General features: G+C 65.8%; 21 protein-coding genes. 6 read left to right on the top strand and 15 right to left on the bottom strand.

What is annotated here, in order from left to right:
- The first annotated feature begins 131 nt into the window (after positions 1–131).
- Positions 132–527 carry a nuclear transport factor 2 family protein gene (locus tag CO675_RS02775; protein ID WP_502693362.1) on the top strand — a complete coding sequence of 132 codons (396 nt, stop codon included), beginning with the start codon at positions 132–134 and terminating at the stop codon, positions 525–527.
- A 33-nt stretch (positions 528–560) separates the two neighbouring features.
- Here the strand turns inward: CO675_RS02775 and CO675_RS02770 are convergent, their stop codons facing one another.
- From CO675_RS02770 to CO675_RS02700, 15 genes are all read right to left on the bottom strand, one after another.
- Positions 561–1634, bottom strand: coding sequence for a branched-chain amino acid ABC transporter permease (locus CO675_RS02770; protein ID WP_097670891.1), 1074 nt, complete (start codon positions 1632–1634; stop codon positions 561–563).
- A gap of 17 nt (positions 1635–1651) precedes the next feature.
- The gene (locus CO675_RS02765; protein WP_097670468.1) at positions 1652–2518 is read right to left on the bottom strand and encodes a branched-chain amino acid ABC transporter permease; all 867 of its coding nucleotides are present in this window, start codon (positions 2516–2518) and stop codon (positions 1652–1654) included.
- 7 nt (positions 2519–2525) lie between these two features.
- Entirely contained in the window at positions 2526–3230 is a 705-nt protein-coding gene (locus CO675_RS02760) for an ABC transporter ATP-binding protein (protein WP_097670467.1), read from the bottom strand.
- Positions 3227–3940, bottom strand: coding sequence for an ABC transporter ATP-binding protein (locus CO675_RS02755; RefSeq protein WP_097670466.1), 714 nt, complete (start codon positions 3938–3940; stop codon positions 3227–3229). Before CO675_RS02755 ends, CO675_RS02760 begins: the two co-directional genes overlap by 4 nt.
- A gap of 84 nt (positions 3941–4024) precedes the next feature.
- Positions 4025–5350 carry an ABC transporter substrate-binding protein gene (locus tag CO675_RS02750; protein WP_502693353.1) on the bottom strand — a complete coding sequence of 442 codons (1326 nt, stop codon included), beginning with the start codon at positions 5348–5350 and terminating at the stop codon, positions 4025–4027.
- 82 nt (positions 5351–5432) lie between these two features.
- Positions 5433–7223 carry an FAD-dependent oxidoreductase gene (locus CO675_RS02745; protein WP_097670890.1) on the bottom strand — a complete coding sequence of 597 codons (1791 nt, stop codon included), beginning with the start codon at positions 7221–7223 and terminating at the stop codon, positions 5433–5435.
- Positions 7224–7258: 35 nt separating this feature from the next.
- The gene (locus CO675_RS02740; protein WP_097670889.1) at positions 7259–8170 is read right to left on the bottom strand and encodes an intradiol ring-cleavage dioxygenase; all 912 of its coding nucleotides are present in this window, start codon (positions 8168–8170) and stop codon (positions 7259–7261) included.
- A gap of 25 nt (positions 8171–8195) precedes the next feature.
- Positions 8196–9320: a maleylacetate reductase gene (locus tag CO675_RS02735; protein WP_097670464.1), complete on the bottom strand. Its 1125-nt coding sequence runs from the start codon at positions 9318–9320 to the stop codon at positions 8196–8198.
- Between the two features lie 167 nt (positions 9321–9487).
- Entirely contained in the window at positions 9488–10351 is an 864-nt protein-coding gene (locus tag CO675_RS02730) for a helix-turn-helix domain-containing protein (protein WP_158231175.1), read from the bottom strand.
- A 144-nt stretch (positions 10352–10495) separates the two neighbouring features.
- The gene (locus CO675_RS02725) at positions 10496–11170 is read right to left on the bottom strand and encodes a spermidine synthase (RefSeq protein ID WP_097670462.1); all 675 of its coding nucleotides are present in this window, start codon (positions 11168–11170) and stop codon (positions 10496–10498) included.
- Between the two features lie 48 nt (positions 11171–11218).
- A complete protein-coding gene (locus CO675_RS02720; protein WP_097670461.1) occupies positions 11219–14452 on the bottom strand; it encodes a bifunctional cytochrome P450/NADPH--P450 reductase in 3234 nt (1077 codons plus the stop codon).
- Between the two features lie 162 nt (positions 14453–14614).
- Positions 14615–15610 (bottom strand): alpha/beta fold hydrolase, encoded by a 996-nt coding sequence (locus CO675_RS02715; RefSeq protein WP_097670460.1) that lies wholly within the window; start codon positions 15608–15610, stop codon positions 14615–14617.
- 11 nt (positions 15611–15621) lie between these two features.
- Entirely contained in the window at positions 15622–17172 is a 1551-nt protein-coding gene (locus tag CO675_RS02710) for a WS/DGAT/MGAT family O-acyltransferase (RefSeq protein WP_097670459.1), read from the bottom strand.
- 58 nt (positions 17173–17230) lie between these two features.
- Positions 17231–17965, bottom strand: a complete 735-nt coding sequence (locus CO675_RS02705) for an alpha/beta hydrolase (protein WP_245452636.1) — start codon at positions 17963–17965, stop codon at positions 17231–17233.
- Positions 17966–18030: 65 nt separating this feature from the next.
- A complete protein-coding gene (locus tag CO675_RS02700) occupies positions 18031–18285 on the bottom strand; it encodes a DUF6489 family protein (RefSeq protein ID WP_050404552.1) in 255 nt (84 codons plus the stop codon).
- Positions 18286–18708: 423 nt separating this feature from the next.
- Here CO675_RS02700 and CO675_RS02695 point away from each other — a divergent pair, with 423 nt between their 5' ends.
- The 5 genes from CO675_RS02695 to CO675_RS02675 all read left to right on the top strand — a co-directional run bounded on the left by CO675_RS02695 (position 18709) and on the right by CO675_RS02675 (position 24339).
- Positions 18709–20307, top strand: a complete 1599-nt coding sequence (locus CO675_RS02695; protein WP_097670457.1) for an ABC transporter substrate-binding protein — start codon at positions 18709–18711, stop codon at positions 20305–20307.
- A 105-nt stretch (positions 20308–20412) separates the two neighbouring features.
- Complete coding sequence (locus tag CO675_RS02690) at positions 20413–21393, top strand: ABC transporter permease (RefSeq protein WP_097670456.1); 981 nt, start codon at positions 20413–20415, stop codon at positions 21391–21393.
- 11 nt (positions 21394–21404) lie between these two features.
- A complete protein-coding gene (locus CO675_RS02685; protein ID WP_097670455.1) occupies positions 21405–22367 on the top strand; it encodes an ABC transporter permease in 963 nt (320 codons plus the stop codon).
- The gene (locus tag CO675_RS02680) at positions 22364–23347 is read left to right on the top strand and encodes an ABC transporter ATP-binding protein (RefSeq protein WP_097670454.1); all 984 of its coding nucleotides are present in this window, start codon (positions 22364–22366) and stop codon (positions 23345–23347) included. The genes CO675_RS02685 and CO675_RS02680 overlap by 4 nt, the downstream gene beginning before the upstream one ends.
- The gene (locus CO675_RS02675; RefSeq protein ID WP_097670453.1) at positions 23344–24339 is read left to right on the top strand and encodes an ABC transporter ATP-binding protein; all 996 of its coding nucleotides are present in this window, start codon (positions 23344–23346) and stop codon (positions 24337–24339) included. The genes CO675_RS02680 and CO675_RS02675 overlap by 4 nt, the downstream gene beginning before the upstream one ends.
- The last annotated feature ends 101 nt before the right edge of the window (positions 24340–24440 follow it).

The raw sequence follows: 24440 nt of genomic DNA, 5'->3' as shown, positions 1-24440 counted from the left end.
GGAGGCTGTAGAGAGCGCTGTGCGCCGCGCTTGTTGCGCGCCACCAGCCTCGGGAGCACCAGATGAAGACCCTTCTCCGGCCGCGGACAGCCGTTGCCGCTCTCTTCCTCACGCTCGCCTCTTCCGCCGCGATGGCCGCGACCAGCGAGGCGCAGCAGGAAGCCAACCGCAAGGCGGTACTGGCGTTCTACGAAAAGGGGTTGAACCAGAAGGACGCCGACGCCGCGCTCGCCTATGTCGGCAACCGCTATGTGCAACACAATCCCGGCGCGGCCGACGGCCCCGAAGGCTTCCGCAAGTTCATCGGCTTCCTTCGCGAGAAGTTTCCGAACTCGCACAGCGAGATCAAGCGCTCGTTCGTCGACGGCGACTACGTGATCCTGCACGTCCACGCCGTGCGCGAGCCCGGCACCCGCGGCAATGCCATCATCGACGTCTTCAAGCTCGAGGACGGTAAGATCGTCGAGCATTGGGACGTGGTGCAGCCCGTTCCGGAAAATCCGGCGAACAACAACACGATGTTCTGAGCGAGGTGAGGGCGTCGGATCGCGCAGCCGGAGCTACTGGCTGCGGCCGAGCCAGCGCTGCGTCGGAAACAATTGCACCTGCCAGCGCCGCGCCGCCGCACCCCACACGCCCCTCGGCATGAACAGCATGATCAGGATGGCGAGCGTGCCGAGCACGACGAGATACAGGCTGCCATACTGGGCGAGCCAGGTGACGAGCCCCCACAGCAGCAGCACGCCGACCATCGGACCCTCGATGGTGCGCACGCCGCCGATCACGACGATGAAAATGACATAGGCGGTCCAGTCGGTGACGCTGAAGGCGGCGTCAGGCGAAATGCGCGCCTTCTGCAGATAGACCACCGCGCCGACCATGCCGGTGGCGAAGGCGACCGCAATCCAAAGAACATGGCGAATCCGCGCGGTGCGCACGCCGACGCTGCGCGCCGCCGCCGCGTTGTCGCGGCTGGCCGCCAGCGCAAGGCCATGGCGCGAACGGATGAAGGCGTAGATGCCGAGCGTGACCATCACGGCCAGCAGCAGCGCCAGCCAGTAGACCAGCACGTCGCGCGCGGCCGCGGGGCGCAATCCGAGCAGCGCCTGCACCGCCTTCAGCCCGAACATCTGCGACAGCTCGCCCGGCGAGATCGACATCCCGGTGCCGCCGCCGAGCGACTTGAACTGGGCGCCGATCAGCCGCAGCGCTTCGGCGGCAACCCAGCTCCCGATCGCGAAATAAGGCCCTTCCAATCGAAAGAGCAGCGGGCCGAGCACCGCCGCGATCAGCGCCGCGAACAACCCGGCCAGCGGGATCGCCGCGACGGGATCGAGTCCGGCCAATACGATGCCGGCAAACAGCGCATAGGCGCCGAGCCCGACGAATGCCTGCTGCCCGACCGACACCAGCCCGCCCCACCCGGCCAGCACGTTCCAGAGCTGCGCCAATGTCAGCATGGTGAGGACGAAGATCAGATCCTGGATCAGGTTACGCGATGCGATCGCCGGCAGCGCGGCGAGCACCACCACCAGCACGATGCCGGCAACGGCCGCACCGCGCGACAACCGCGTGCCGACCCGAACTTGCCACACCGGCGGCTCCACCGCGCGCTCTCCCCGGCTTGCCGGCATATCGATGCTCTCGACGCTCATGTCCGCCTCGCCGGGAAGAGACCGCGCGGCCGCACCATCAGCACGGCCAGGAAGGTGAGATGGCCGGCCAGGATCTGCCACTCCGGATTGATCCGCCCGCCGATCGCCTGGGCGAGCCCGAGCACGATGCCGCCCGCCAGCGTCCCCCACAGGCTGCCGAGGCCGCCGATGATCACGGCCTCGAACGCATAGAGCAGCCGGGCCGGGCCGATCGACGGATCGAAGCTGGCGCGGATGCCGAACACGACAGCGGCGATCACCGACACCGCGAGCGAGAGCCCGACGGCGATCGCATAGACATTGCGCTCATTGACGCCCATCAACTGCGCGATCGCCGGATTGTCGGCGGTGGCGCGGAAGGCGCGGCCGAGCGAGGTGCGGTAAAAGATCAGCTGCAGCAGCGCGACGGCGGCGATCGCCGTCACCAGCGCGATCAGCGGCGCGAGGCCGACGCTCAGGCTTGGGGCGAGCGTCACCGACGAGGACTCGAAGGCGCCTGCCTGCAGCCGCCGGCTGTCGGCGCCATAGCCGAGCAGCAGTCCGTTCTGGATCACGATCGACAGGCCGAAGGTGACGAGCAGCGGCGGCAGGATGTCGTCGCCGAGCACGCGCTCCAGCACCAGCCGCTGCAGCACGAAGCCAAGCACGAACATCGTCACGACCACCAGCAGGGCTGCGGCTGCAAGCGGCAGGCCGAGCGCCGTGGTGGCGCTGAGCACCAGATAGGCCGCGAGCAGGATCAGGTCGCCATGCGCGAGGTTGACGAGACGCATGATGCCGAAGATCAGCGACAGGCCGAGCGCGAACAGCGCGTAGACGCCGCCGAGCAGCACGCCCTCAATGATGGTATCGAACCCGCTCATGGCTCCCTCATGCTCCGAAATAGGCCGCGCGGATCGTGTCCTGATCCACATCCTTGGGCCGCCCGCTCAGCGTCACCCGTCCCTCCTGCAGGCAGTAGAACCGATCGGCCGCGCGCAGCGCGCGGGCGATGTCCTGCTCGACCAGCACGACGGCGGTGCCGCCGGCGCGGATCTGCGGCAGCATGCGATAGATATCCTCCACCACGATCGGCGCGAGGCCGAGGCTGATCTCGTCGCACAGCAGGACCTGTGGATTGGACATCAGCGCGCGGCCGATCGCGACCATCTGCTGCTGACCGCCCGACAGCGCCGTGACGGCGCCGCGCCGCCTCTCCTTCAGCACCGGGAACATCCGGTAGACCGCGGCCAGATCCCACGGCGCGCTGCGTTCGCCGCCATAGGCGCCGATCAAGAGGTTCTCCTCGACGCTGAGCGAAGGAAACAGCTGACGGCCCTCGGGGACCAGAGCGAGGCCGAGCCGCACGATGCTGGCGGCGGATGCATCGCCGATTGCCCGCCCGCCGAGGCGGATCGCATCGGAACGGTTCTTCACGAGCCCGGCCAGCGACTTCAGCATGGTCGATTTGCCGGCGCCGTTGGCGCCGATCACCGCGATCGCCTCGCCCTCCGCCAATTCGAAATCGATGCCGAACAGCGCCTGGAAGTCGCCGTAGAACGCATCGAGCGCCGTGACATTGAGCAGCGCGGTCATGCCGGCACTCCCATGTAGATGGTCTCGACCTCGCGCGAGCGCATCACCTCTGATGGCACGCCTTGCGCGACGATCTTGCCGAAGTTCAGCACCACCAGCCGCTGCACCACCGCGAGCAGCGCGTGCACCACATGCTCGATCCAGATGATGCCGACACCCTCGGCATGGATGGTGCGGATGGTCTCGACCAGTTCGTGGCATTCGGCATCGGTGAGACCGCCTGCGATCTCGTCGAGCAGCAGCGTGCGCGGCTTGGTGGCGAGTGCCCGCGCCAGTTCGAGCCGCTTGCGATCGAGCAGCGGGAGGCTCCCCGCCAGGCGATTGGCCTTGGCTTCGACGCCGGTCAGTTCAAGCATGCGGCCGCAATGCTGGACCGCATCGGCCTCCGAGAGGCCGCCACCGAATTGGGCAGCGACCGCAAGATTCTCGAACACCGAGAGGTGGTCGAACGGCTGCGGGATCTGGAACGAGCGCCCGATGCCGGCGCGGCAGCGTGCTTCGGGCGACAGGCCCGTGATGTCGACGCCATCGAGCACGATGCGGCCGGCATCCGGCCGCAGCAGTCCGGTGATCAGGTTGAACAGCGTCGATTTGCCGGCGCCGTTCGGCCCGATCACGCCCAGCGCTTCGCCTGATACGAGTGTCAGATCGATCGCGTCGGTAACCACGATGGCGCCGAACCGCTTCGAGACGGCATGGAGTTCGAGCATGGTCGCTCACCGCGTCCGTTTGCTTCGAGGAGATGCGCGGGATCCCGCGCATCTCCGATGGCCAACCTGTCTGGAACGCACGCGTTAGCTCAGCGCCTGCATGTCGCCGCCGAGCGGAATCTGCGGCGCCAACTTGTTGTCGGTGATCACCATGTTGTACTTGTCGCCGTTCAGCCGCCATTGGCCGCCGACCAATGGCGTCTTGGCGATGTTCTTTGCCGCGAACGGCGGCACCGCGCTGGAGCCGAACGCGACCTGGCCCACGATGGTATCCAGCTTGGTGGCGCCGATCGCTTTCGCCAGCGCCGCACCATCCGCCGGGTCACCCGAGCGCTTGATCGCATCGATGGCGACCTCGAACAGCGAATGCACAAAACCGATCGGCTGGGTCCATTGCTTGCCCGAGGCCTGCTCGTATCCCTTGGCGAGATCGGCAGCGCTGACGCCGCTGAGGCTCGATTTGTAGGGATGCGTCGGGGTCCACCACACCTCGGTCGAGATGTTGTTGCCGCCCTTGCCCAGCGCCTGCACCGACGCCGGGAACAGCAACGCCTTGGCAACCGACACGACCTTCGGCTTCAGCCCCTTCTGCCGTGCCTGATTCCAGAACGTGGTGAAGTCGGGTGGGATGATGACGCCGGTGATGATCTCGGCATCGGCCCCTCGAAATGCGGCGATCTGCGAGCTGAAATCGTCGGTGAGATTCTGGAAGCGGCCGGGATCGGTGAGCTTGAAGCCCTGCTTGGCCATCACAGGCGGGAAGCCGATCGTGGTGTCGCCCCAGGCGTTGCCGTCGGCATCGTTCGGAAACAGCGCGCCGACCGACTTGTTGGTCGCGACCTGGCTCCACATGCTGGTGAAGACGCCGATCACGTCCTCGAGCCCCCAGAAATAATGGAAGGTGTAGTCGAACGGCTTCCAGCTCTTCGGATCGCCCGGATTGGCCTGCCGGCCGATGAAGTTGGTCTGCCACGGCGCGACGGTGGAGATGCACGGCACCTGCTCGAGCTCGCACTGCGTCGCCACGGGATTGTTGGTCTCGGGCGTGGCGCCGACCACGATCAGGCTGACATTGTCGCGGGTGATCAGCTCCTTGGCGACCTCGGCGGCGCGGTTCGGATTCGACTGGCTGTCCTTGGTCACCACCTCGACCGGATAGGTCTGCGATCCGACCTTGACGCCATCCTTGATGAACTTTCGGAATTCGCCGAGCACGAAATCATCGGCCTCGGCGAAGGCGGCGAGCGGTCCGCTCTTCGGCGAGACGTAGCCGATCTTGATCGGCTTGTTGGCTGCGCGCACTGCCGGCGCAAACAACGTCGTGCTGCCTGCGGCGGCGAGACCACCGGCGATACCCTGGAGCACGCGGCGGCGATCGAAAGACATGACGTTCAATTGATCCTTGCTCATTTTCCCCTCCTTGTGGCGAGCCGGTTGCATGCCGGCTGCCGTTCATTTCGTTCTGAAAAAGAATTGCCGGCGTCGCGCCGCATCACGCGGCGGCGACGGACTTCGTCTGCGCGCTCGCGCTGCGGCCGAGGATCCGGCCGAACACGTCGAGCAGCACGTCGGTGGCATCAGCCACCGCCTCTTTGGCGCGCCAGGCGACGTACATGTCGGGACGCACCAGCACGCAGCCGTCCTCGTCGATCTCGCTCTGGCGATACCAGTCGGCATAGATATCGAGCGCATCGCAGCCCTGCGGGCCGATGGTGACGACGTCGACCGGCAGGCCGTAGGCCTTCTCGACCGCGGCCGCGGCGGTCTTCCAGCCGTCGCCGCCGATTCCGGTGAGCAGCGTGAAGCGGCCCTTGCCGGTGAGATCGAGCGTCGACTTGCGCTCGCCCTGATGCTCGACCCAGACATGCGGCAGATGCGCGCCGGGCCAGGTGGTGGCCTGATAATAGAGCTCGTGATCTCGGGTGAAGGCCGGCATCGCCGTGCCGTCGGACACCACGGCGGTCGAGCCGTAGCGCTGGTTCATCTCGACGCCGTGGCAGTTGAACTCGTAGCTCTTGTTGGCGATGGCCTGATAGAGCTTCTTGCGGCGCGCCTTGCCTTCGGCGGTCGGCGCCTTGCGCGCGGCGATCGCCTTGCGCGCCTCAGTCGGATCGGTCGAGGCGACGAGGCCCACCGCCTCGAAGATCGGCGGGAAGTCGCCGATGCTCTTGTTGGCGCGGGTCACGATCTGCTTGCCGACCGGCTGGCGCTCAGCGGAATAAGTCTCGAGCAGCGAGGGCGCGGCGTGGCCCTCGAGCACCAGCTTGAGCTTCCAGCACAGGTTGAAGGAATCCTGGATCGAGGTGTTGGAGCCGAGGCCGTTGGTCGGCGGATGGCGGTGAACGGCGTCGCCGACGCAGAACACACGGCCGGACGAATAGTGGCCGGCATACATCTCGTTCACGGTCCAGGTCGAGGTCGAACGCACCTTGACCTCGAGCGTCTCGTCGCCGACGAGATTGCGCACGATCGAGATCGCCTCGTCATTGCTGAGCTTGCGCTCGCCCTGCTCGATGTCGTAGCCCCAGATGATCAGCCATTCGTTCCATGGCCGCACCATGCGGATCAGGCCGGCACCGATGCCGCCGATCTCGGCGCCGGGCTGCAGCACCCAGTACAGCACGCTCGGCCGGTGCGCGACGTACTTGCTCAGATCCGCCTGCACGATGATGTTCATGCTGCCAGCGCAGCCCATCTGGCCCTCCATCGGCAGTCCGATCACTTCGGCAACGCGGCTGCGGCCACCGTCGGCACCGATCAGGTATTTGGCGCGGATCTGATAGGTCTCGCCGGACAGACGATCCTTCACCGTCGCGGTGACGCCGTCGGCATCCTGTACCAGGTCGACGAACTCGGTGTTGAAGCACAGCGAGGTGCCGCGCTGGCCGGCGGCCTCGATCAGGATCGGCTCCAGGAAATTCTGCGGCAGGTCGCAGATGCGCGCCGGACTGGCGAGATCGTAATCCGCCTTGCGCGAGGGATGGTTGCCCCAGGAATACAGCCGGCCGAACTCCTCGCCGGCGAGGCTCTCGCAGAATACGTTGTTGGCCATCAAATGCTGCGGCACGGCCTGCGCCACCGCCTTGTCCTCGAGGCCGAGATCGCGCAGCACCTCCATGGCGCGCTGGTTGGTGATGTGGGCGCGCGGCGTATCGGCCAGCCAGCCATATTTCGTCACCAGGATGTGCTTGACGCCGTACATGCCGAGCAGCGCCGCCGCCGTCGCGCCGGCCGGGCCACTGCCGACGACAAGGACGTCGGTCTCGATCGGTTTGCTGGTCATGGTCGTCTCCTCCGTCGTCTTGTTGGTTGTGATCGTCATTCCGCGGCCGACATCATCGGCTGCGGCACCAGGCCGGCGCCGGGCCGCATCTGAAAATCGTAGGACATCAGGTGCCACGGGCCGGAGACGCGCTCGCCGTTCGGCAGCGCCGGCTCGCTCTTCGGCTCGACGCGCGCAATGAGTTCGTCCTTGACGCCGAACACGACGTCGCTGCGCAGATATTCGTCACCATCGAGGAAGACGTGGGTAATCAGCGGCTCATAGCCCTCGGCCTTGACCAGGAAATGCACATGCGCCGGCCGCATCGGATGGCGTTTCGTGGCGGTGATGAGATCGCCGACCGGGCCGTCGGTCGGGATCGGATAGCTGCACGGCAGGATGGTGCGGAAGGAGAAGCGGCCGTCGACATCGGTGACGAAGCGTGCGCGCAACGACGGGCCGTGCGTCGCGTAGTCCGCCTTCTGCGAATCGTAGAAGCCATCGTCGTCGGCGTGCCAGACGTCGATCTCGGCACCGGCGAGCGGTTTTCCGGCCAAATCCGTCACGCGGCTCTGCACGAACATCACTTCGCCGTCGATGCCTTCCGAGATGTTGGCACCGTGCGGCGTGACGCGGTGCTCGCCGACATAGAACGGGCCGAGCACCGTGGTCTCGGTCGCGCCCTCGCGCTCGCGCTCGCGGTGATTCACCGCGTCGACCAACATCGAAACGCCGAGCACGTCGGAGAGCAGGATGAACTCCTGGCGCAGCGGCGTGCAGGTCTGACCGGTGCGGGTCAGGAATTCGATCGCCTGATTCCATTCCTCGAAGGTGAGCTCGGTGCGGCGCACCAGATCGTGCAGCGACTTGACCGTCTCCTCGATGAGGAACTTGAGCCGCGCGTTCGGCGTGTTGGCGAAGCTGCTGATCACCTCGTCGGTGAGGTCATGCTCGTTGAAATTGGCCATCATGTTGTCCTTGAGCTGGTGAGGTTCAGTGCGGCATGGGCGCGTCGCCGCGCCAGGCCGCCGCGATCAGTTGCTCGATCCGGGCGCGTTCGACCGGTCTTGGATTGGCATAGGGGTTGCGCACCGCCATCTCGGCAGCGCGCGCGATGCCGTCTTCGGGCATTCCGATGTCGGAGAGCCGGCGCGGCAACGCGAGTTGCCGGGCAAGGTCAAACAGCCCCTGCGGTGCATTGGCGCTGTGCACTGCGCGCGCGACGCGGGCCATCGCCTCCGGCGCCGCGGCGGCGTTGTAGGCGGCGGCGTGGGGCAGCACGATCGCGTGGGTCTCCGCGTGCGGCAGGTTGAACATGCCGCCCAGCACGTGGCAGAGCTTGTGGTGCAGCGACATCCCGACCGCGCCGAGGCAGACGCCGCACAGCCAGGCGCCATAGAGCGCGTCGCGGCGAGCGCCGGGATCGGCCGGCGCCGTCATGATGCGCGGCAACGCGCGGGCCAGCGCGGCGATGCCCTCCTCCGCCATCAGCGAGGTCAGCGGATTGGCGTCGGGCGCATAAAGCGCCTCGACGGCGTGGGCGATCGCATTCATGCCGCTGGCGGCGGAGATGTGCGGCGGCAGGCTGACGGTGAGATCGACGTCGTAGATGACGGCATCCGGCACCAGGTCCTGGGAATGCTGCGTGGTCTTGATGCCGTTGCTGGTCTCGCCGAGGATCGGCGTCATCTCCGAGCCGGCATAGGTGGTCGGGACAGCGATATGCGGCAGCCCGGTGCGCAGCGACAGCGCCTTGCCGAGCCCGACCGTCGAGCCGCCGCCGATCGCGACCAGCCCGTCGATGTCGCGGGACTCGACGATGCCAAGCGCCTCGTTGGTGACCTCGACCGGCGTATGCATCCGTGCGCCGGCAAACAGCCCCGCGAGCCGGTCGCCGAGGCCTCTGCCGAGCCGGCGTCCGAGGTCCTGCTGCTCAGGCGTGGTCAGCACCAGCGCCCGCTTGATGCCAAGCCGCTCTGCCTCCTCGCCAAGCCGCGCCGAGGTGCCGGCGCCGAACACCACGCGATATTGCTGCGAGCAATACGCAAATGTGCCGCTGCCGGCATCTCCGGCCGCCACGACCGGCGGGGGTACGGCATCGGGAATCGCGACGCTCATGGCATTTCTCCCAAGCCGGCGAACCGGCAATTTCGTCTTTGTTGGGAGAAAGCTAGCGGCGGGCGGCCCCGGCGGGCCTGCACGAAACCGGAGAAAATCTGCACGAAACCGGAAAAATCATCCGCAGGCCTGGGCTGGCGCCTTCGCCCGTCCGAATCGCCGAGGGCCTAGTGGCTGCGGCGGTAGCGCCCCGGCGTCACGCCGGTGAAGCGGCGGAACATGCGCGTAAAATGCTCCTGATGGGAGAAGCCGCAGGCCAGCGCGATGTCGGCGAGACTCTGCGTCTCGTCGGCGAGCAGCGCCCGCGCGCGCTCGATGCGCAGATTGAGCACGTATTGGTAGGGCGAGATGCCGCTGGTCGCCTTGAACAGGCGCACGAAATATTCGGTGCTGCGGCCGCAGAGCTCCGCCAGCTGGTCGAGCCGGATATCGGTATCGAGATTGGCGTCGACGAATTCGCGGATCCGGGCCATCTGCCTGACGCTCAGCAGATTCGGATGCTTGCCGGCCTCCACGCTCGGCTTGTGGAAATTGATTGCGACGAAGCGGTTGGCGATCGCCTGCGCGATCGGATCGATGAACAGCGACGAGGCCGGCAGGCCGCCGGTGATGGTGTCGCCGATCGCCGCTGCGAGATGCTCGAGCACGGAATCCTGGTCGCCGAGCATCGGCGCGAGCCCGCCGATCAGGCTTGGGGCTCCGTCGCGGCCTGCGAACAGGTCCGCGCGCAGATAGATGTGGGTGGATTCCAACGCCTCGCGCAGCACCACGTTGCAGGCGTGCCCGGCCGGCAGGAAGAACACCCCGCCGCGCGGGATTTGCCGCGCAACCGACTTGCCGTCCATCACATAGGTGATCTCGACCGGGCCACCCCGGTGCAGCACCATCAGATTGTCGGACAGCGCGTGAAAGTGCCCGTCAAACGGCCGCTCGCGCTGGACCGAGGCATAGGCCGACGACCAGCCGAGCCCTTCGCTCGAACCGCGGAATTCGGCCTGAAAACGGTCCAGGATTCCGTGCGTCTCCTGCACCCCAAAATTCGACGTCGCCTGCATCCGACAGACCAAGGGCTAGAGGCTTCGGTGCCGGCGAGTGAAACCCAACGGCTCTCGATTTTCAATACATCGAACCGGAGGGGTCCCGGCGGTCTTGTTGCGTCGCAATAGCGGCGCCTGCTACTCCTTGACCGCGATCCAGATCACGTGGCGCACGCCGCGGCCACGGCCGGTGGCGCGGACGGCGATCTCGTTGACCGCGAACCCGGCCCGGGACAGCGATTTCGGGAACTTGGCGTTCGGACCGGACGACCAGACGGCGAGCACGCCGCCGCGCCGCAACGCCGTGTGCGCGATCTTCAGTCCGGAGATGTCATACAGCGCGTCGTTGGCCTTGCGGGTCAGGCCTTCCGGGCCGTTATCGACGTCGAGGAGGATGGCATCGTAGGTGCGCGGATTGCGCTCGATCACATCGGCGACATCCACCTCCAGGATGCTGACGCGCGGATCGCTCAGGCTGTCGCCAAAAATCTCCGCCATCGGGCCTCGCGCCCAGGCGACCACTGCCGGCACCAGCTCGGCTACTGTGATTTCCGCCTCGGCTCCAAGCACGGCAAGCGCGGCGCGCAGCGTAAAGCCCATGCCGAGGCCGCCGATCAGAAAATGCGGCTTTGCGACGTTCCCGATCTTCTTCGCGGCAAGCGTCGCCAGCGCGGCTTCCGAGCCCGACAGGCGGCTGTTCATCAACTCGTTGGTGCCGAGCATGATCGAGAACTCGCGGCCGCGCCGCATCAGGCGCAATTCACCTTCGGTGCCGGGAATGCGCGCGGTATCGATCTTTTCCCAGGGAATCATGCGGCAGCTTGTAACATGGCCCACGCGTTTGCGTAGCCCGGATCAAACCTACCCTCCGGCCCAGACGTCGAGCACGTAGCGGTTCCTGGTGCCCATCTCCTCGATCCAGCGCGCGGCCGCGTCGGCGTCGGCTCCAGTGCGCTCGCGATAGATCGACATCAACGTCGCCTTGACGTCGGGCTCCATCTTGCCGCCGTCGCCGCAAACATAGACGATCGCGCCTTTCTGGATCAGCTCCCAGACGCGATCCTTCTGCGTGGCAACGAGATGCTGCACATAGGTCTTCGGCCCGTCGGCGCGCGAAAAGGCGGTGTAGAGCTCGCTGACGCCATCGGCGGCAAACGCCTTCAGCTCATCCGCATAGATGAAGTCCTGCTCCGGATGGCGGCAGCCGAAGAACAGCATCGCAGGCCCCAGCGTCGCGCCCTTTGCCTTGCGCGCGGCGCGCTCCTGCAGGAAGCCACGGAATGGGGCTAAGCCCGTGCCCGGTCCGATCATGATGATCGGCACGGCGTTGTCGTCAGGCAGGCGGAAGCCGGCCTTGGTCTCCTTGATCGTGGCGTGGACGGTGTCGCCGGCGCGGCGGCGCGCCAGATAGTTCGAGCAGATCCCCTTGTAGATGCCGCGGCCCGAGCTCGCAGGCGCTTCCACCACCCCGACGGTGACGCTGCAGCGCTGAGGCCCGCCCGCCGGAGACGACGAGATCGAGTAATAGCGCGGCGCCAGCAGCGACAGCATTTCGAGGTAGAGGTGGAACGGCAGCTCGCAGGCCGGATATTCCTCGAGCAGGTCGAACACCGATTTGCGCTTCGCCAGCACCTCGATGCGATAGCGCTCGGCCGCGGCATCGTCGTCGCCGACATAGGCCATCAGCTTCGGCTTGGTAACCGGGCAGCGGGTGTGCTCGGCCATGATCTGGATCTGCTTGCGGGTCGCGACCTGTTGCAGCTCGACGAACTCGGTGAGCAGCCGCCCGACCGAGACGGCGTTGCCGACCGGTAGCTGCGCGCGGCGGCCTTCGGAGACCTGCAGGCGGATCTGGTCGGCCGGCAGGAAGCCGAACCGACGCGCCACGGAATCGACCAGGGTCGGATCGTTGCGCGGCACCACGCTGAGATGATCGCCGACGCGATACTTCAGATTGGCCGGCAGCTCGACCTCGATATGCCGGGTCGAGCGCTCCGACGGATGGGCACCTTCCTTGTTCTGCAGCTCGTTGTTGGCGAGCACCTTCATCGGCACCGCGCCGCCCTGCGTCACGATGGTGTTGACCGCGCCCTGCGCCACCGGCTCGATCGCATAGAGCGGTTCGTCCTCGGCGGTGCGGGTGAAATTCCAGTCGATGCCGAATTCCTTGGTCGCGACCTTCGCGGCCTCCGGGAACCATTTCTGGAACTGACCGTCGAGATCGCTGCGCGCATCGCCCTCGCCGCGCGGATAGACGGCGCGGGCGCCATGCTTGGTCAGCTGCTCGTCGATGAAGCGCGGTACCGACTGGTAGGTCGCGGCCCAATCGCTGTTGCCGCAGCCGAACACCGCATAACGCACCTTGGCGAAGGCATCCTTCGGCAGGTCGGTCTCAAGCCATTTGACGAACTGCGTCGCATTGTCCGGTGCCGCGCCGTTATAGGACGCGCAGATGATCAGGACGCCGCCCTCCTCCGGTAGCTTGCCGACATAATCGTCCAGCGGGCCAAGTCGTGTGGCAAAACCATTGATCTCCGACAGATCGGCCATCCGGGTCGCCAACTCCTCGGCCGAGCCGAGGTTGGAGCCGTAGAGCACCAGCATCGGCGTGTTGTGGCCGGGACGCGTGGTCGGCGCGCGCGGTGCCTTCGGCGCTGCCGCAACCGCGCCGGTGCTGCCGGCGAACGCGCCACGATCCCTGTCGTCGCGCGGCCGCACCTTGATCCTGAAGCCGTCGGGCTTGACCGTCAGCGTCTCCTTCAGATGCATCTGGTAGCGATGCGCGTCGAGCAGCTTGAAGCGCTGCAGGATCATCCCGATCGCGAGCGCCGCCTCGTGCATGGCAAAGCCGCGGCCGATGCAGGCGCGCTGGCCGTTGCCGAACGGCTTCCAGGCGTTGATCGGCCGCTTGGCCTCCGCCTCGCGGCTGAAATTCTCGGGATCGAACGCATCGGGGTTCGGGCCCCAGACCGAGGGATCGCGATGCAGCGCCATCACCAGGATGGTGATGAAGGTGTTCTTCTTCAGCTTGTACTTACCGCCGATCGTCTCGTCGTTGAGCGGCGCGATGCCGTAGGCCGGCGCCGGCGGCCATAGCCGCAGCGCCTCCTTCAGGCACTGGGTGATGTAGGTGAGCTGCGTCACCTGCTGATAGGTCGGCCGCGCATCGAGGTCGGGACCAAGGACGCGGTCGACCTCCTCATAGGCCTTCTTCAGCACCTCGGGATGCTTCAACAGCGCATAGATCGTGCACGACAGCAGGCCGCTGGTGGTCTCGTGGCCGGCGATCAAAAACGTGTTGATCTGGTAGCGGATGTTGACGTCGTCGAGCTGCTCGCCGGTGGCGCGGTCGACGCCGGTCATCATCGCGGCCAGCATGTCCTTCTTGTCGTCGGTCGCGGCGGTGTTGCCGCGGCGCTCGGCGATGATCTCGTCGACCATCTTGTTCATGAAGGCGACGTCGTCGGCGAGCGTCTTGCGCCGCTTCTGCATCCACAGGCCTTCGAGCGGCAGGCCGCGGGTCATCATGATGGTTTCGAGCGAGCGCACCAGCGATTCCACGAAGGGGTGGTAGTCGCGGCGATAGAACGAATTGAAGCGATAGTCGAAGCCGCACAGTCCGATGGTGTCGAGGGTCAGCGCCGTCATGTCGTGGACGACCTCGATCTCCTCGTCGGCGTTGAGGCGCTCCCATTTCTTGACCAGCTGCTCGGCGATATCGACCATGCTCGGGTGATACGACTGCATGGCGCGGTTGCCGAACGGCTGCATCAGGATGTTGTGCGCCTTGCTCCAGTTCGGCTCCTTGGTGTCGGCGGTGAACAGCCCGTCGCCGCCGACCGCGCGCACCCGGCGCAGCGAGCCGCGCACCGCCTTGTCGAAGCGCTTCTCGTCGGAGAGCTCGTCGACCAGATCGTGACCGGAGACGATCACGATCGGCGCGCCCATCATGTCGAGCCAGAAGATCGGCCCGAGCTCCTTGGAGAGCTTGACGAGATGCTGCACCGGCGCGTTCGAATCCAGCGACAGCATGTTGCCGACCACCGGCTTCGTCGGCGGATGCGGGATCGGACTCAGTCTGTTGCCGGATGCCATGTCGAGATTGCCCCCTCACTACGCGCCGTCATCCCTGCATAACGGCTTTGCCGTTATTGCTCGAGGAGCGCGCACCGCGCGCGTCTCGAAGGATGGCCGTTTGCTTCAGTCCCTCTCATCCTTCGAGGCGCGCCGAAGCCGGCGCGCACCTCAGGATGACCACTATCCGAATTTTCGCTTACGCCACTCGATCAGCTTGGAGCTGACCTCGTCCGGCTTTTCCTGCTGCGTCCAGTGGCCGCTGTCATGGACCAGATATTTTTCGAGGTCCGGCACCAGCTTCTCCATGCCGTCGGCGGCCGAGGGCGGAAGCACCGCGTCGTTCTCGGCCATGATCATCAGCGACGGCACCCGCACGTGATGGTCGAGTCCCGCCGACCGTTCCCAGTTGCGGGTGAAGTTGCGATACCAGTTGATGCCGCCGGTGAAGCCGGTCCTGGTGAAGGTGTCGACGAACACCTTCTTCTCCTCGGCCGACAGGATCGGCGTCCGCGGATCGTGCTTGGCGTCGTAGTTGGCGATCATCTGCGGGAACGCCAGGTTGAGCCGCGGCGAGGCGCCGACGCCGGCGATCGGCTGTTCCTCCGGCGCGCCCGGCGGGCGGGCCGCCGGCTTGCGCATGAATGCATCGAAGGTCTGCTCGACGCGGCTGCCGAAGATCCGGTCGGGCTCGCGCGCCGGATCCTGGAACTGGACGATGTACATCTGGTCGCCGAAACGCTGGCGGAAGAGCGCGATCGGGTCCATCGGCGCGCGGTTCAAATGCGGCGTGTTGACGCCGACGACACCGGCGACCCGCTGATGATGCCTGAGCGGCATCTGCCAGACGACGAAGCCGCCCCAGTCGTGACCGACGAAGATCGCCTTGTCGATCTTGAGATGGTCAAGCAGGCCGACCAGGTCGCCGGTCAGGTGCTCCATGTCGTAGGCCTCGACCGGCTCCGGCCGGTCGGTCGCGCCATAGCCGCGCTGGTCCGGCGCAATCACCCGGATGCCGGCCTCGCTCAGCGCCTTGATCTGGTGGCGCCAGGAGAACGCCAGTTCGGGCCAGCCGTGGCACAGCACCACGGGCGGCGTGTCGGTCTTGGGGCCTGCTTCGTAAAACCCCATGCGAATGCCGTTCGTCTCGGCGAACTGCAGCGGTGGCATGTCGATCATTGCAGGAATTCCTATTCGGCCGCGCCCTTGATGTCGGCAGGCGGGGGCGCGAACGCCGCCTCGAGTGCATCGAATTCGAGCGGCAGCATGTCGCACATCACCTGCACGTGCGGAATGATGTTGGCGCCGACGATGAAGCCGAAATCGAGTTGATCGCGGTAGCTCTGCACGGTGATGTTGAGCGCCACGCCGTGGGTCGAGATCGAAACCGGGAAGATGTGCAGCAGCTCCGCGCCGGCCGCGTACAGCGTCTGCCGCGGCCCCGGCACGTTCGACACCGTGATGTTGATCGCAGGCGGCAGCACGTTGGAGAGATCGGAGCGGCTGTAGAGCAACGCCAAGACCTGGACCACGATCGGCGCCCCCAGCAGCGAGATGTTGGAGACCTGCGGCACCAGGGCGCGCAGCGGATGCGACATCTCCTTGGACTTGGTGGACTGCGCGATGATGGTTTCCAGCCGCTTCTTCGGATCCTCGACGTCGGTCGCGATCGAGCAGATCATGCCGAACACCTGGTTGTTGGATTCGGCGTTGCCCTCCTCGCGCAGCGAGATCGGCACGCCGGCCGTCAGCGACTTGTTCGGCAGCGCGCCCTGGCTGATCAGATAGCGCCGCACCACGCCCGAAGCGAGCGCCAGCACGACGTCGTTGAGCTTGCCGCCCGATGCTTTCGCCAGCGCCTTGGCGCGCGACAGCGAGATCGAGGTGCCGGCAAAGCTGCGCTCCGACGAGATCGCCTTGTTGAGGATGGTCGGCGGCGAGGACATCGCCTGCAGGCTCTCGCGCGACCTCGGATCGGCGACCTTGGCGACGACGTCGGACAGGCTCTTGAGCACGGTCGGCATGGAGCCTGCGAATTTCACCGCGCTCTCGATCTGGAACATGGCGTTGTCGAACAGGATCGAGCCGAGGTCGCTCTTGCCGGAGCGCGGCAGCTCCAGGCTCTTCTGCGCGGCGGCTGCCGCCTCGAACGGCTGGGTCCAGAGCTGCTGATAGGCGTCGATCAGATTGGCCGCGATGTCGCGCGGCTCCTGCGCGATCTTTTTCGCGCTCGGCGGCTCGATCTGCCGCGGCACCGGCGTCAGGTCGTAGATCATGCTGGTCAGCGCCGCACCGGCGCCGCCGTCGATGCAGGCGTGGTGCATCTTGGAATAGAGCCCGATCTCGTTGTCCTTCATGCCCTCGAAGACGTAGAACTCCCAGAGCGGGCGGGCGCGGTTCAACAGCTTGGCGTGCATCCAGCCGACGATGCGCTCCAGCGTCGCGCGGTCGTGCGGCGCAGGCAGGCTGGCGCGGAAGATGTGGCGGTCGATGTCGAACTGGTCGTCCTCGACCCAGGAGGGGTGATCGATGTCGAGCGGCGCCTTCTGCAGGCGCGCCTTGAGGATCGGCGCGACGTGCAGCCGCGAGGCGATCATCGCCTTGAACTCCTCGAAGAAGTCGCCCTTGTAGCCGTCGGGCAGCCGGAAGATCGCCATGCTGCCGACATGCATCGGCATTTCCGGCGTTTCCAGATACAGAAACGATGCGTCCAGCGAGGACAGCTTCTTGGCGTCGCTCATGATTTCCTCCCGAGAGCCAACTCACGCGGGCGCCTTGGCGGCGCTTCTCGTCGTTCGGTCAGGATAGTGCCTGTTCTGCCGGCCCATAGGCAATGGCAAAGGGGCCCGAGCGGTCAAAATGCCGGAACTCCCCTTCCGGCTGTGCCAGCCGGTCCGCGATCGCCCACAAAGCTGCGGGGTTGACGCCGAGGCCGAGATGGCTGGCGAAATGCACCTCGATGTTCTCGGCGGTTACCGACGGCCGCACCCGCGAGGTCCGCCAGTTCACGATGCCGTCGGTGCGGGAATAGATCGAGGTTGCCGGCACCGGCATGTCGCCGGCGATCGCCGCGCGAATCTCGGGAATATCGTCCACCCCCTCGCCGGACAGCAGCTCGTACAGCCGGGTCGCGTTGGTGGCGCGGATGTCGTCGGCGAACGGGCTGCCGAGCGTGACGATGGAACGCACGAGCTCCGGCATCTGCGACGCCAGGTCGCGCGCATAGACGCCGCCGAGGCTCCAGCCGATGATCGAAACCTTGCGCCCCGACGCTTCATGGACCCGCTTCAGCAGGTCGCGCAGCGCAGCCCGCCTGCTGGAGATCCCGCCGAAATTGCGGCCCATGTTCCAGGCGTAAGCGTCATAGCCGAGCTGCTTCAGATAGCGCCGCATCGGCGCCATCGACAGGTCGCTGGCGAGGAAGCCGGGCAGCGCCAGCACTGGATGACCGTCACCCTTCGGGGCCTGCATCAGCAGCGGCGACAGCAGCAGGCTCGAATTCAGCTCGAGCACGCCGCGCGCTTCCGCCAGCATCAGAAACAGGCTGGGCGGGCGCAATCGGCGTTCGGTCCTATCGGCGCTCCCTTTCGCGGCCGCCACTATTTCTTGTCCTTCTTGCCCATGCCGCCGAGACCGGCCATCGTCACAAACATGTCCTGGAAGCGCTCGGCGAGCTTGGGATCGAAGGTGAACCAGCTTTGCATCAACGCTTCCGGCGAAACCTTCTCGATGTTCGACAGCATCTGCTGCTGCAGCCGGTCCATCACCGCGTTCTGCATCGGCGCCACGTCCGGCAGGCCGAAGAACTGCCGCGCTTCAAGGGGCGTACAATCTATCTCGACGTTGACCTTCATATCCGCCTCCTCAAATGCGCCTGGCTCGCCGCAGTATCGCCGGGACGGGGCCGGTCACGCAAGCGAGCCGTACCTGCCCCGATGTCTGGTCGGCCTCAATCATCCGTTATGGTCAACCAAACCGTTTGGAAACGACGGCTCCAAACCGTTTGGAGCGACCGCTCCGAACCGATTGGCGCGATCGGCATCAACCGGCCTCGCCGGCGATCGCTCCGGCTGCCGGCAAGCGGCACTCCGAAAGTCGAATGTCACGCGAGCGCACCAACCGCCTACTCTCATATCGCATTCATTGCGCTGCACCCGCGCAAGGTGATTAACCCTTTGGGAAATCGCGCTTGCGCAGCCGGTAAACTCTGGCAACATGCATCAATAATACCAGCCGGACAAAGCAGCCGGCGGACAAAAACGGGGACGCGGGATCACATGTCGGTACGTTGGAGTTCGTTTGCGGCGGCTGCCGTCGCGCTCGTCGCCTTTGCCTTGCCGGCATCGGCCCAGACGCTGAAATATGCCAATCAGGGCGAGCTAAAGTCGCTGGATCCGTACACGCTGAAGGAAACCACGACGATCGCGCACCACGCGCACGTCTACGAAGGCCTCACCGCGCGCGACAAGGACCTCAAGATCATCCCGGCGCTGGCCGAAAGCTGGGAAACGCTGAGCCCGACCAAATGGCGCTTCCATCTGCGCAAGGGCGTGAAATTCCACAATGGCGACCCCTTCACCGCCGACGACGTGCTGTTCTCCGCCGATCGCGTCCGCGCCAAGGGCTCCAACTTCCTCAGCAACGTGCCGGCCGACGCCAAGTTCACCAAGGTCGACGATTACACGGTCGACGTGACGCTGGACTCGCCCAATCCCATCCTGACCTCGCAATGGGATAGCTGGTACATCATGGACAAGAAGTGGTGCGAGGAGAACAACTCGGTCGCACCGACGCCGGCCTCCGCGACCACGCCGAGCTACGCGGCGCTGCACGAGAACGGCACCGGCCCCTTCACGATCGAGAGCCACCAGCCCGGCGTGAAGACCGTGTTCAAGGCGTTTGCCGGCTATTGGCGCAAGCCCGAGCATAATCTCAAGGAGATCATCTTCACCCCGATCGGCTCCGACGCCACCCGCGTCGCCGCGCTGCTCTCGGGCGAGGTCGATGTCATCGAACCGGTTCCGCTGCAGGACATCCAGCGCGTCAATTCCAGCGGCGTCGCCACCGTCATGACCGCGCCGGAGATCCGCACCATCTTCATCGGCATGGACATGGCGCGCGACGAGCTGCTGTATTCCAACGTCAAGGGCAAGAATCCGTTCAAGGACATCAAGGTCCGCGAAGCCTTCTACAAGGCGATCGACGTCGACCTGATCAAGACCCGCGTGATGCGCGGCATGTCGACGCCCTCGACCCTGATGATCGCGCCCGAGCTCTATCCGCTGTCGAAGGAGTTCACCCGGCCGAAGCTCGATCCGGAAGGCGCCAAGAAGCTGCTGGCGGAGGCCGGCTATCCGAACGGCTTCGAAGTCACGATGGATTGCCCGAACGACCGCTACGTCAACGACGCCGCGATCTGCCAGGCGGTGGTCGGCATGCTGGCCCGCATCGGCGTCAAGGTGAACCTGCTGGCGCAGCCGAAGGCGCAGTATTTCGGCAAGGTGCTGAAGCCCGGCGGTTACCAGACCTCGTTCTTCATGCTGGGCTGGACGCCCGCGACGTCAGACTCGCACAACGTGCTGCACGACATCCTCGGCTGCCGCGACGATCCGAAGGATTCGACCCGGGGCGAGGCCAATCTCGGCGGCTATTGCAACAAGGAAGTCGACGCGCTCACCGACAAGGTCCTGGTCGAGAGCGACACGGCCAAGCGCGACCAGTTGATCAAGCAAGCCTACGAAATCGTCATCAAGGACTACGGCTACATTCCGCTGCATCAGCAACCGCTGGTGTGGGGCGTGTCGAAAAAGGTCAAATTGACCCAGCGCGCGGACAACCAGGTGCTGCTGTACTGGGCGACCAAGCAAGGTGAATAGTGGTTGCAGCGAATTGGGTCCCGGAAGCGCAGGCTTCCGGGACCTCTCGGTTTTCGGCCGCGCAAAGCCGCGCGCGCCGGATGTCAAAAGCAGTGAAAGGTAGAGATGCTCGCTTTCACTCTTCGCCGCGTGCTGCAGGCGATCGGCGTGATGCTCGCCGTCGGCGTCATTGCGTTCGCGATGTTCCGCTTCGCCGGCGATCCGGTGAGCCAGATCGTCTCGATCGACACCTCGGCCGCGCAGCGCGCTGAGATCCGGCGCTCGCTCGGCCTGGACGATCCCGTGCTGGTGCAGTTCGGCCGCTACTTCATCAATGCGCTGCAGTTCAAGTTCGGCGTGTCCTACCAGTTCCGTCTGCCGGTGTCCTCGCTGCTGGCCGAGCGGCTGCCGGCGACGCTGGAGCTTGCGATCTGCGCGACGCTGTTCGCCATGATCGCCGGCATCCTGATGGGGGTCTATTCGGCGCTGCGCCGTGACACCGTGCTCGCCAAATTATTCCAGGCAGTATCGCTGATCGGCATTTCGTTGCCGACCTTCCTGATCGGCATCCTCCTGATCTATCTGTTCGCGGTGACGCTGGGCTGGCTTCCCTCCTTCGGCCGCGGCGAGGTGGTGAAGCTCGGCTGGTGGTCGACCGGGCTGCTCACCGCCTCCGGCCTGAAGGCGCTGATCATGCCGGCGATCACGCTCGGACTGTTCCAGATGACCCTGATCATGCGGCTGGTGCGCGCCGAAATGCTGGAAGTGCTGCGAACCGACTATATCCGCTTCGCCCGTGCCCGCGGGCTGACCACGCGTGCGATCCATTTCGGCCATGCGCTGAAGAACACCCTGGTTCCGGTGATCACGGTCGCCGGCCTGCAGTTTGGCTCGGTTATTGCTTTCTCGATCATCACCGAAACCGTGTTCCAATGGCCGGGCATGGGACTTCTGTTCGTGCAGGCCGTGCAAAACGTCGATATCCCGATCATGGCCGCGTATCTGTTGATGGTCTCGCTGATCTTCGTCACCATCAATCTGGTGGTCGACATCCTCTACACCGTGGTCGATCCGCGCTTGCGCTCGACCGTCGGCCGCGCGACGTGAGGGGCTGACCGATGTCCGACGCCGTTGTCCCCCATCGCTCCGAAGCTCACCCGCAGACGTCTGCCGGCTGGTTCAGGCGCGCGCTCGACAGCGACATCGTCTATTCGTTCCGCCGCTCCCGGCTGACGATGGTCGCCGCCGTGATCACACTGTTGTTCTTCCTGCTGGCGATCTTTGCGTCGTGGCTTGCGGTGCAGAATCCGTTCGATCCGGCCCAACTGCAGCTGATCAACTCGCGGATCGCACCGCTCTGGACCGCCGACGGCCAGAGCCCGTTCCTGCTCGGCACCGACGAGCAGGGCCGCGACGTGCTCTCGGCGATCCTCTACGGCCTGCGCATCTCGCTTGCGGTCGGCGTTGCCGGCGTGGTGTTCGCCGGTGCGCTCGGGATCGCCCTCGGGCTGGTCGCGGGTTATTTCGGCGGCGTGGTCGACAGCGTGATCATGCGGATCGCCGACGTCCAGCTCACCTTCCCGGCGATCCTGATCGCGCTGCTGGTCAACGGTGTCGCCAAATCGCTGCTCGGCAACCGGCTCGACGAGATGAGCACGTTCGGCGTGCTGATCATCGCGATCGGCCTCAGTTTCTGGGTGCAATATGCCCGCACCGTGCGCGGCTCGGTGATGGTCGAGAAGAACAAGGATTACGTGGCGGCGGCGCAGCTGATAGGCCTGCCGGCACCGAAGATCATGCTGCGGCACGTGCTGCCGAACACGATGGGCCCGATCCTGGTCATCGCCACCATCAACCTCGCGCTTGCGATCATCACCGAGGCGACGCTGTCGTTCCTCGGCGCCGGCATGCCCGACACCATGCCCTCGCTCGGCACCCTGATCCGGATCGGCAACAACTATCTGTTCGCCGGCGAATGGTGGATCGTCGCCTTCCCGGGCATTGCCCTAGCCGGCCTGATCCTCTCCATCAACCTGCTCGGCGACTGGCTGCGCGACGCGCTCAACCCAAAGCTCCGATGACCCAGCCTGTTCTCTCCGTGCGCAATCTCGAGGTGGAATTCGTCACCCGCCGCGCCACATTGCGCGCCATCAACGGCGTGTCGTTCGACATCGCCAAGGGCGAGGTGCTCGGCGTGGTCGGCGAGTCCGGCGCCGGCAAGTCGGTCACCGGGCTTGCGGTGATCGGGCTGATCGATCCGCCCGGCCGCATCTCCGGCGGCCAGATCGAGCTGTCGGGCACCCGGATCGACCATCTTCCGCCGGAAGATATCCGCCGAGTCAGGGGCAAGCGGATCGGCATGATCTTCCAGGATCCGCTGACCAGCCTCAATCCGCTCTACCGGATCGGCGACCAGATCATCGAGACCATTCGCACCCACACCAACCTGAGCGAAAGCGCTGCGCGCCGGCGCGCCATCGATCTTCTGGCTGAGGTCGGGATTCCCGCGCCGGAGAAGCGCATCGACGGCTATCCGCATGAATTCTCCGGCGGCATGCGCCAGCGCGTCGTGATCGCGCTTGCGATCTGCGCCGAGCCCGAGCTGATCATCGCCGACGAGCCGACCACCGCGCTCGACGTCTCGGTGCAGGCGCAGATCATCGCGCTGATCAAGCGGCTCGGCCGCGACCACGGCACCGCCGTGATGCTGGTGACCCACGACATGGGCGTGATTGCCGAGACCTGCGACCGCGTCGCGGTGATGTATTCCGGCCGCATCGCCGAGATCGGCCCGGTGCAGGAAGTGGTGCGCAACCCGCTGCATCCCTACGCCAAGGGCCTGATGGGCGCGATCCCAACGCTCGCCGGCGAGGACAAGCGCCTGGTGCAGATCCCGGGCTCGATGCCGCGGCTGTCGGCGATCCCGCAAGGCTGCCCGTTCAATCCGCGCTGTGCGTTCGTCTTCGATCGCTGCCGCGTCGAGCGCCCCGAGCCGATCCGGCAAGGCGACCAATCGGTCGCCTGCCATCTGTTCGAGCCGGCGGAGGAGACGGCGGCATGAGCGGGACATTGATCGAGGTCAGGAACCTGCGCCGCGTCTTCGACGTCTCCAAGCCGTGGCTCAACCGCGTGATCGAGGGCGGCCATCTCGAATTCCTGAAGGCCGTCGACGGCGTCAGCTTCGACATCAAGCGCGGCGAGACCTTTGCGCTGGTCGGCGAATCCGGCTCCGGCAAGACCACGGTTGCGCGCATGGTCGTCGGCCTGTTGCCGCCGAGCTCGGGCGAGGTCATCATCGACGGCGTCTCGATGACCGATCCGCGGCAGGGCCAGGCGCGCCGCCGGCTGCGCCGGCGTATCCAGATGGTTTTTCAGGATCCTTATGCGAGCCTCAATCCGCGCTACCGGGTCGCCGCCATCGTCGCCGAGCCGATCCGCGCCTTCGACCTGATCGAGGGCGAGCGCGACATCAAGGCCCGGGTCGGCGAATTGCTCTCGCTGGTCGGCCTGCACCCCGACGACGGCCAGAAGTTCCCGCACGAATTTTCCGGCGGCCAGCGCCAGCGCATCGCGATCGCCCGCGCACTGGCGTCGGAAGCCGAGTTCATCGTCTGCGACGAGCCGACCTCGGCGCTCGACGTCTCGGTGCAGGCGCAGATCCTCAATCTGATGCGCGACCTGCAGGACAAGTTCGGCCTGACCTATCTCTTCATCAGCCACAATCTGGCTGTCGTCCGCCACATGGCGAGCCGGATCGGTGTGATGTATCTCGGCCGCATCGTCGAGATCGCCGAGGGCCGGAAATTGTTCGAGAACCCGCGGATGCCCTACACCAAGATGCTGCTCGGCGCGGTTCCGGACCTTGCGATGTCCGGCCGCCAGCGCATTCCGGTCAAGGGCGAGATCCCCAACCCGATCGATCCGCCGCGGGGTTGCGCGTTCAACCCGCGCTGTCCCCTCGCCTTCGATCTCTGCCGCGAGAAGGCGCCGGAACTGATCGACGGCGTCGCCTGCCACGCCGTCAACAGCCCCGCCGCCGCCGTTCCGGCATGATCACGCGGATGGGAGCGGCCATGTCCACCAAGCGGTTGGCATACCAGCCGGCCTGTGATCAAGTGCGCGCGCCAAGAGACCCGTTGAGAGACCCAGCCGGA

This window comes from Bradyrhizobium sp. C9, assembly GCF_002532045.1.
Taxonomy (GTDB): domain Bacteria; phylum Pseudomonadota; class Alphaproteobacteria; order Rhizobiales; family Xanthobacteraceae; genus Bradyrhizobium.
This window is presented reverse-complemented; position numbering and strand designations above follow the sequence as displayed.

Bases quoted from the DNA above. Each gene is read 5' to 3' on its own strand.
- CO675_RS02775 (WP_502693362.1), top strand. From the start codon at position 132: ATGGCCGCGACCAGCGAGGCGCAGCAGGAAGCCAACCGCAAGGCGGTA.
- CO675_RS02770 (WP_097670891.1), bottom strand. From the start codon at position 1,634: ATGCCGGCAAGCCGGGGAGAGCGCGCGGTGGAGCCGCCGGTGTGGCAA.
- CO675_RS02765 (WP_097670468.1), bottom strand. From the start codon at position 2,518: ATGAGCGGGTTCGATACCATCATTGAGGGCGTGCTGCTCGGCGGCGTC.
- CO675_RS02760 (WP_097670467.1), bottom strand. From the start codon at position 3,230: ATGACCGCGCTGCTCAATGTCACGGCGCTCGATGCGTTCTACGGCGAC.
- CO675_RS02755 (WP_097670466.1), bottom strand. From the start codon at position 3,940: ATGCTCGAACTCCATGCCGTCTCGAAGCGGTTCGGCGCCATCGTGGTT.
- CO675_RS02750 (WP_502693353.1), bottom strand. From the start codon at position 5,350: ATGAGCAAGGATCAATTGAACGTCATGTCTTTCGATCGCCGCCGCGTG.
- CO675_RS02745 (WP_097670890.1), bottom strand. From the start codon at position 7,223: ATGACCAGCAAACCGATCGAGACCGACGTCCTTGTCGTCGGCAGTGGC.
- CO675_RS02740 (WP_097670889.1), bottom strand. From the start codon at position 8,170: ATGGCCAATTTCAACGAGCATGACCTCACCGACGAGGTGATCAGCAGC.
- CO675_RS02735 (WP_097670464.1), bottom strand. From the start codon at position 9,320: ATGAGCGTCGCGATTCCCGATGCCGTACCCCCGCCGGTCGTGGCGGCC.
- CO675_RS02725 (WP_097670462.1), bottom strand. From the start codon at position 11,170: ATGATTCCCTGGGAAAAGATCGATACCGCGCGCATTCCCGGCACCGAA.
- CO675_RS02720 (WP_097670461.1), bottom strand. From the start codon at position 14,452: ATGGCATCCGGCAACAGACTGAGTCCGATCCCGCATCCGCCGACGAAG.
- CO675_RS02715 (WP_097670460.1), bottom strand. From the start codon at position 15,610: ATGATCGACATGCCACCGCTGCAGTTCGCCGAGACGAACGGCATTCGC.
- CO675_RS02710 (WP_097670459.1), bottom strand. From the start codon at position 17,172: ATGAGCGACGCCAAGAAGCTGTCCTCGCTGGACGCATCGTTTCTGTAT.
- CO675_RS02705 (WP_245452636.1), bottom strand. From the start codon at position 17,965: ATGCTGGCGGAAGCGCGCGGCGTGCTCGAGCTGAATTCGAGCCTGCTG.
- CO675_RS02700 (WP_050404552.1), bottom strand. From the start codon at position 18,285: ATGAAGGTCAACGTCGAGATAGATTGTACGCCCCTTGAAGCGCGGCAG.
- CO675_RS02695 (WP_097670457.1), top strand. From the start codon at position 18,709: ATGTCGGTACGTTGGAGTTCGTTTGCGGCGGCTGCCGTCGCGCTCGTC.
- CO675_RS02690 (WP_097670456.1), top strand. From the start codon at position 20,413: ATGCTCGCTTTCACTCTTCGCCGCGTGCTGCAGGCGATCGGCGTGATG.
- CO675_RS02685 (WP_097670455.1), top strand. From the start codon at position 21,405: ATGTCCGACGCCGTTGTCCCCCATCGCTCCGAAGCTCACCCGCAGACG.
- CO675_RS02680 (WP_097670454.1), top strand. From the start codon at position 22,364: ATGACCCAGCCTGTTCTCTCCGTGCGCAATCTCGAGGTGGAATTCGTC.
- CO675_RS02675 (WP_097670453.1), top strand. From the start codon at position 23,344: ATGAGCGGGACATTGATCGAGGTCAGGAACCTGCGCCGCGTCTTCGAC.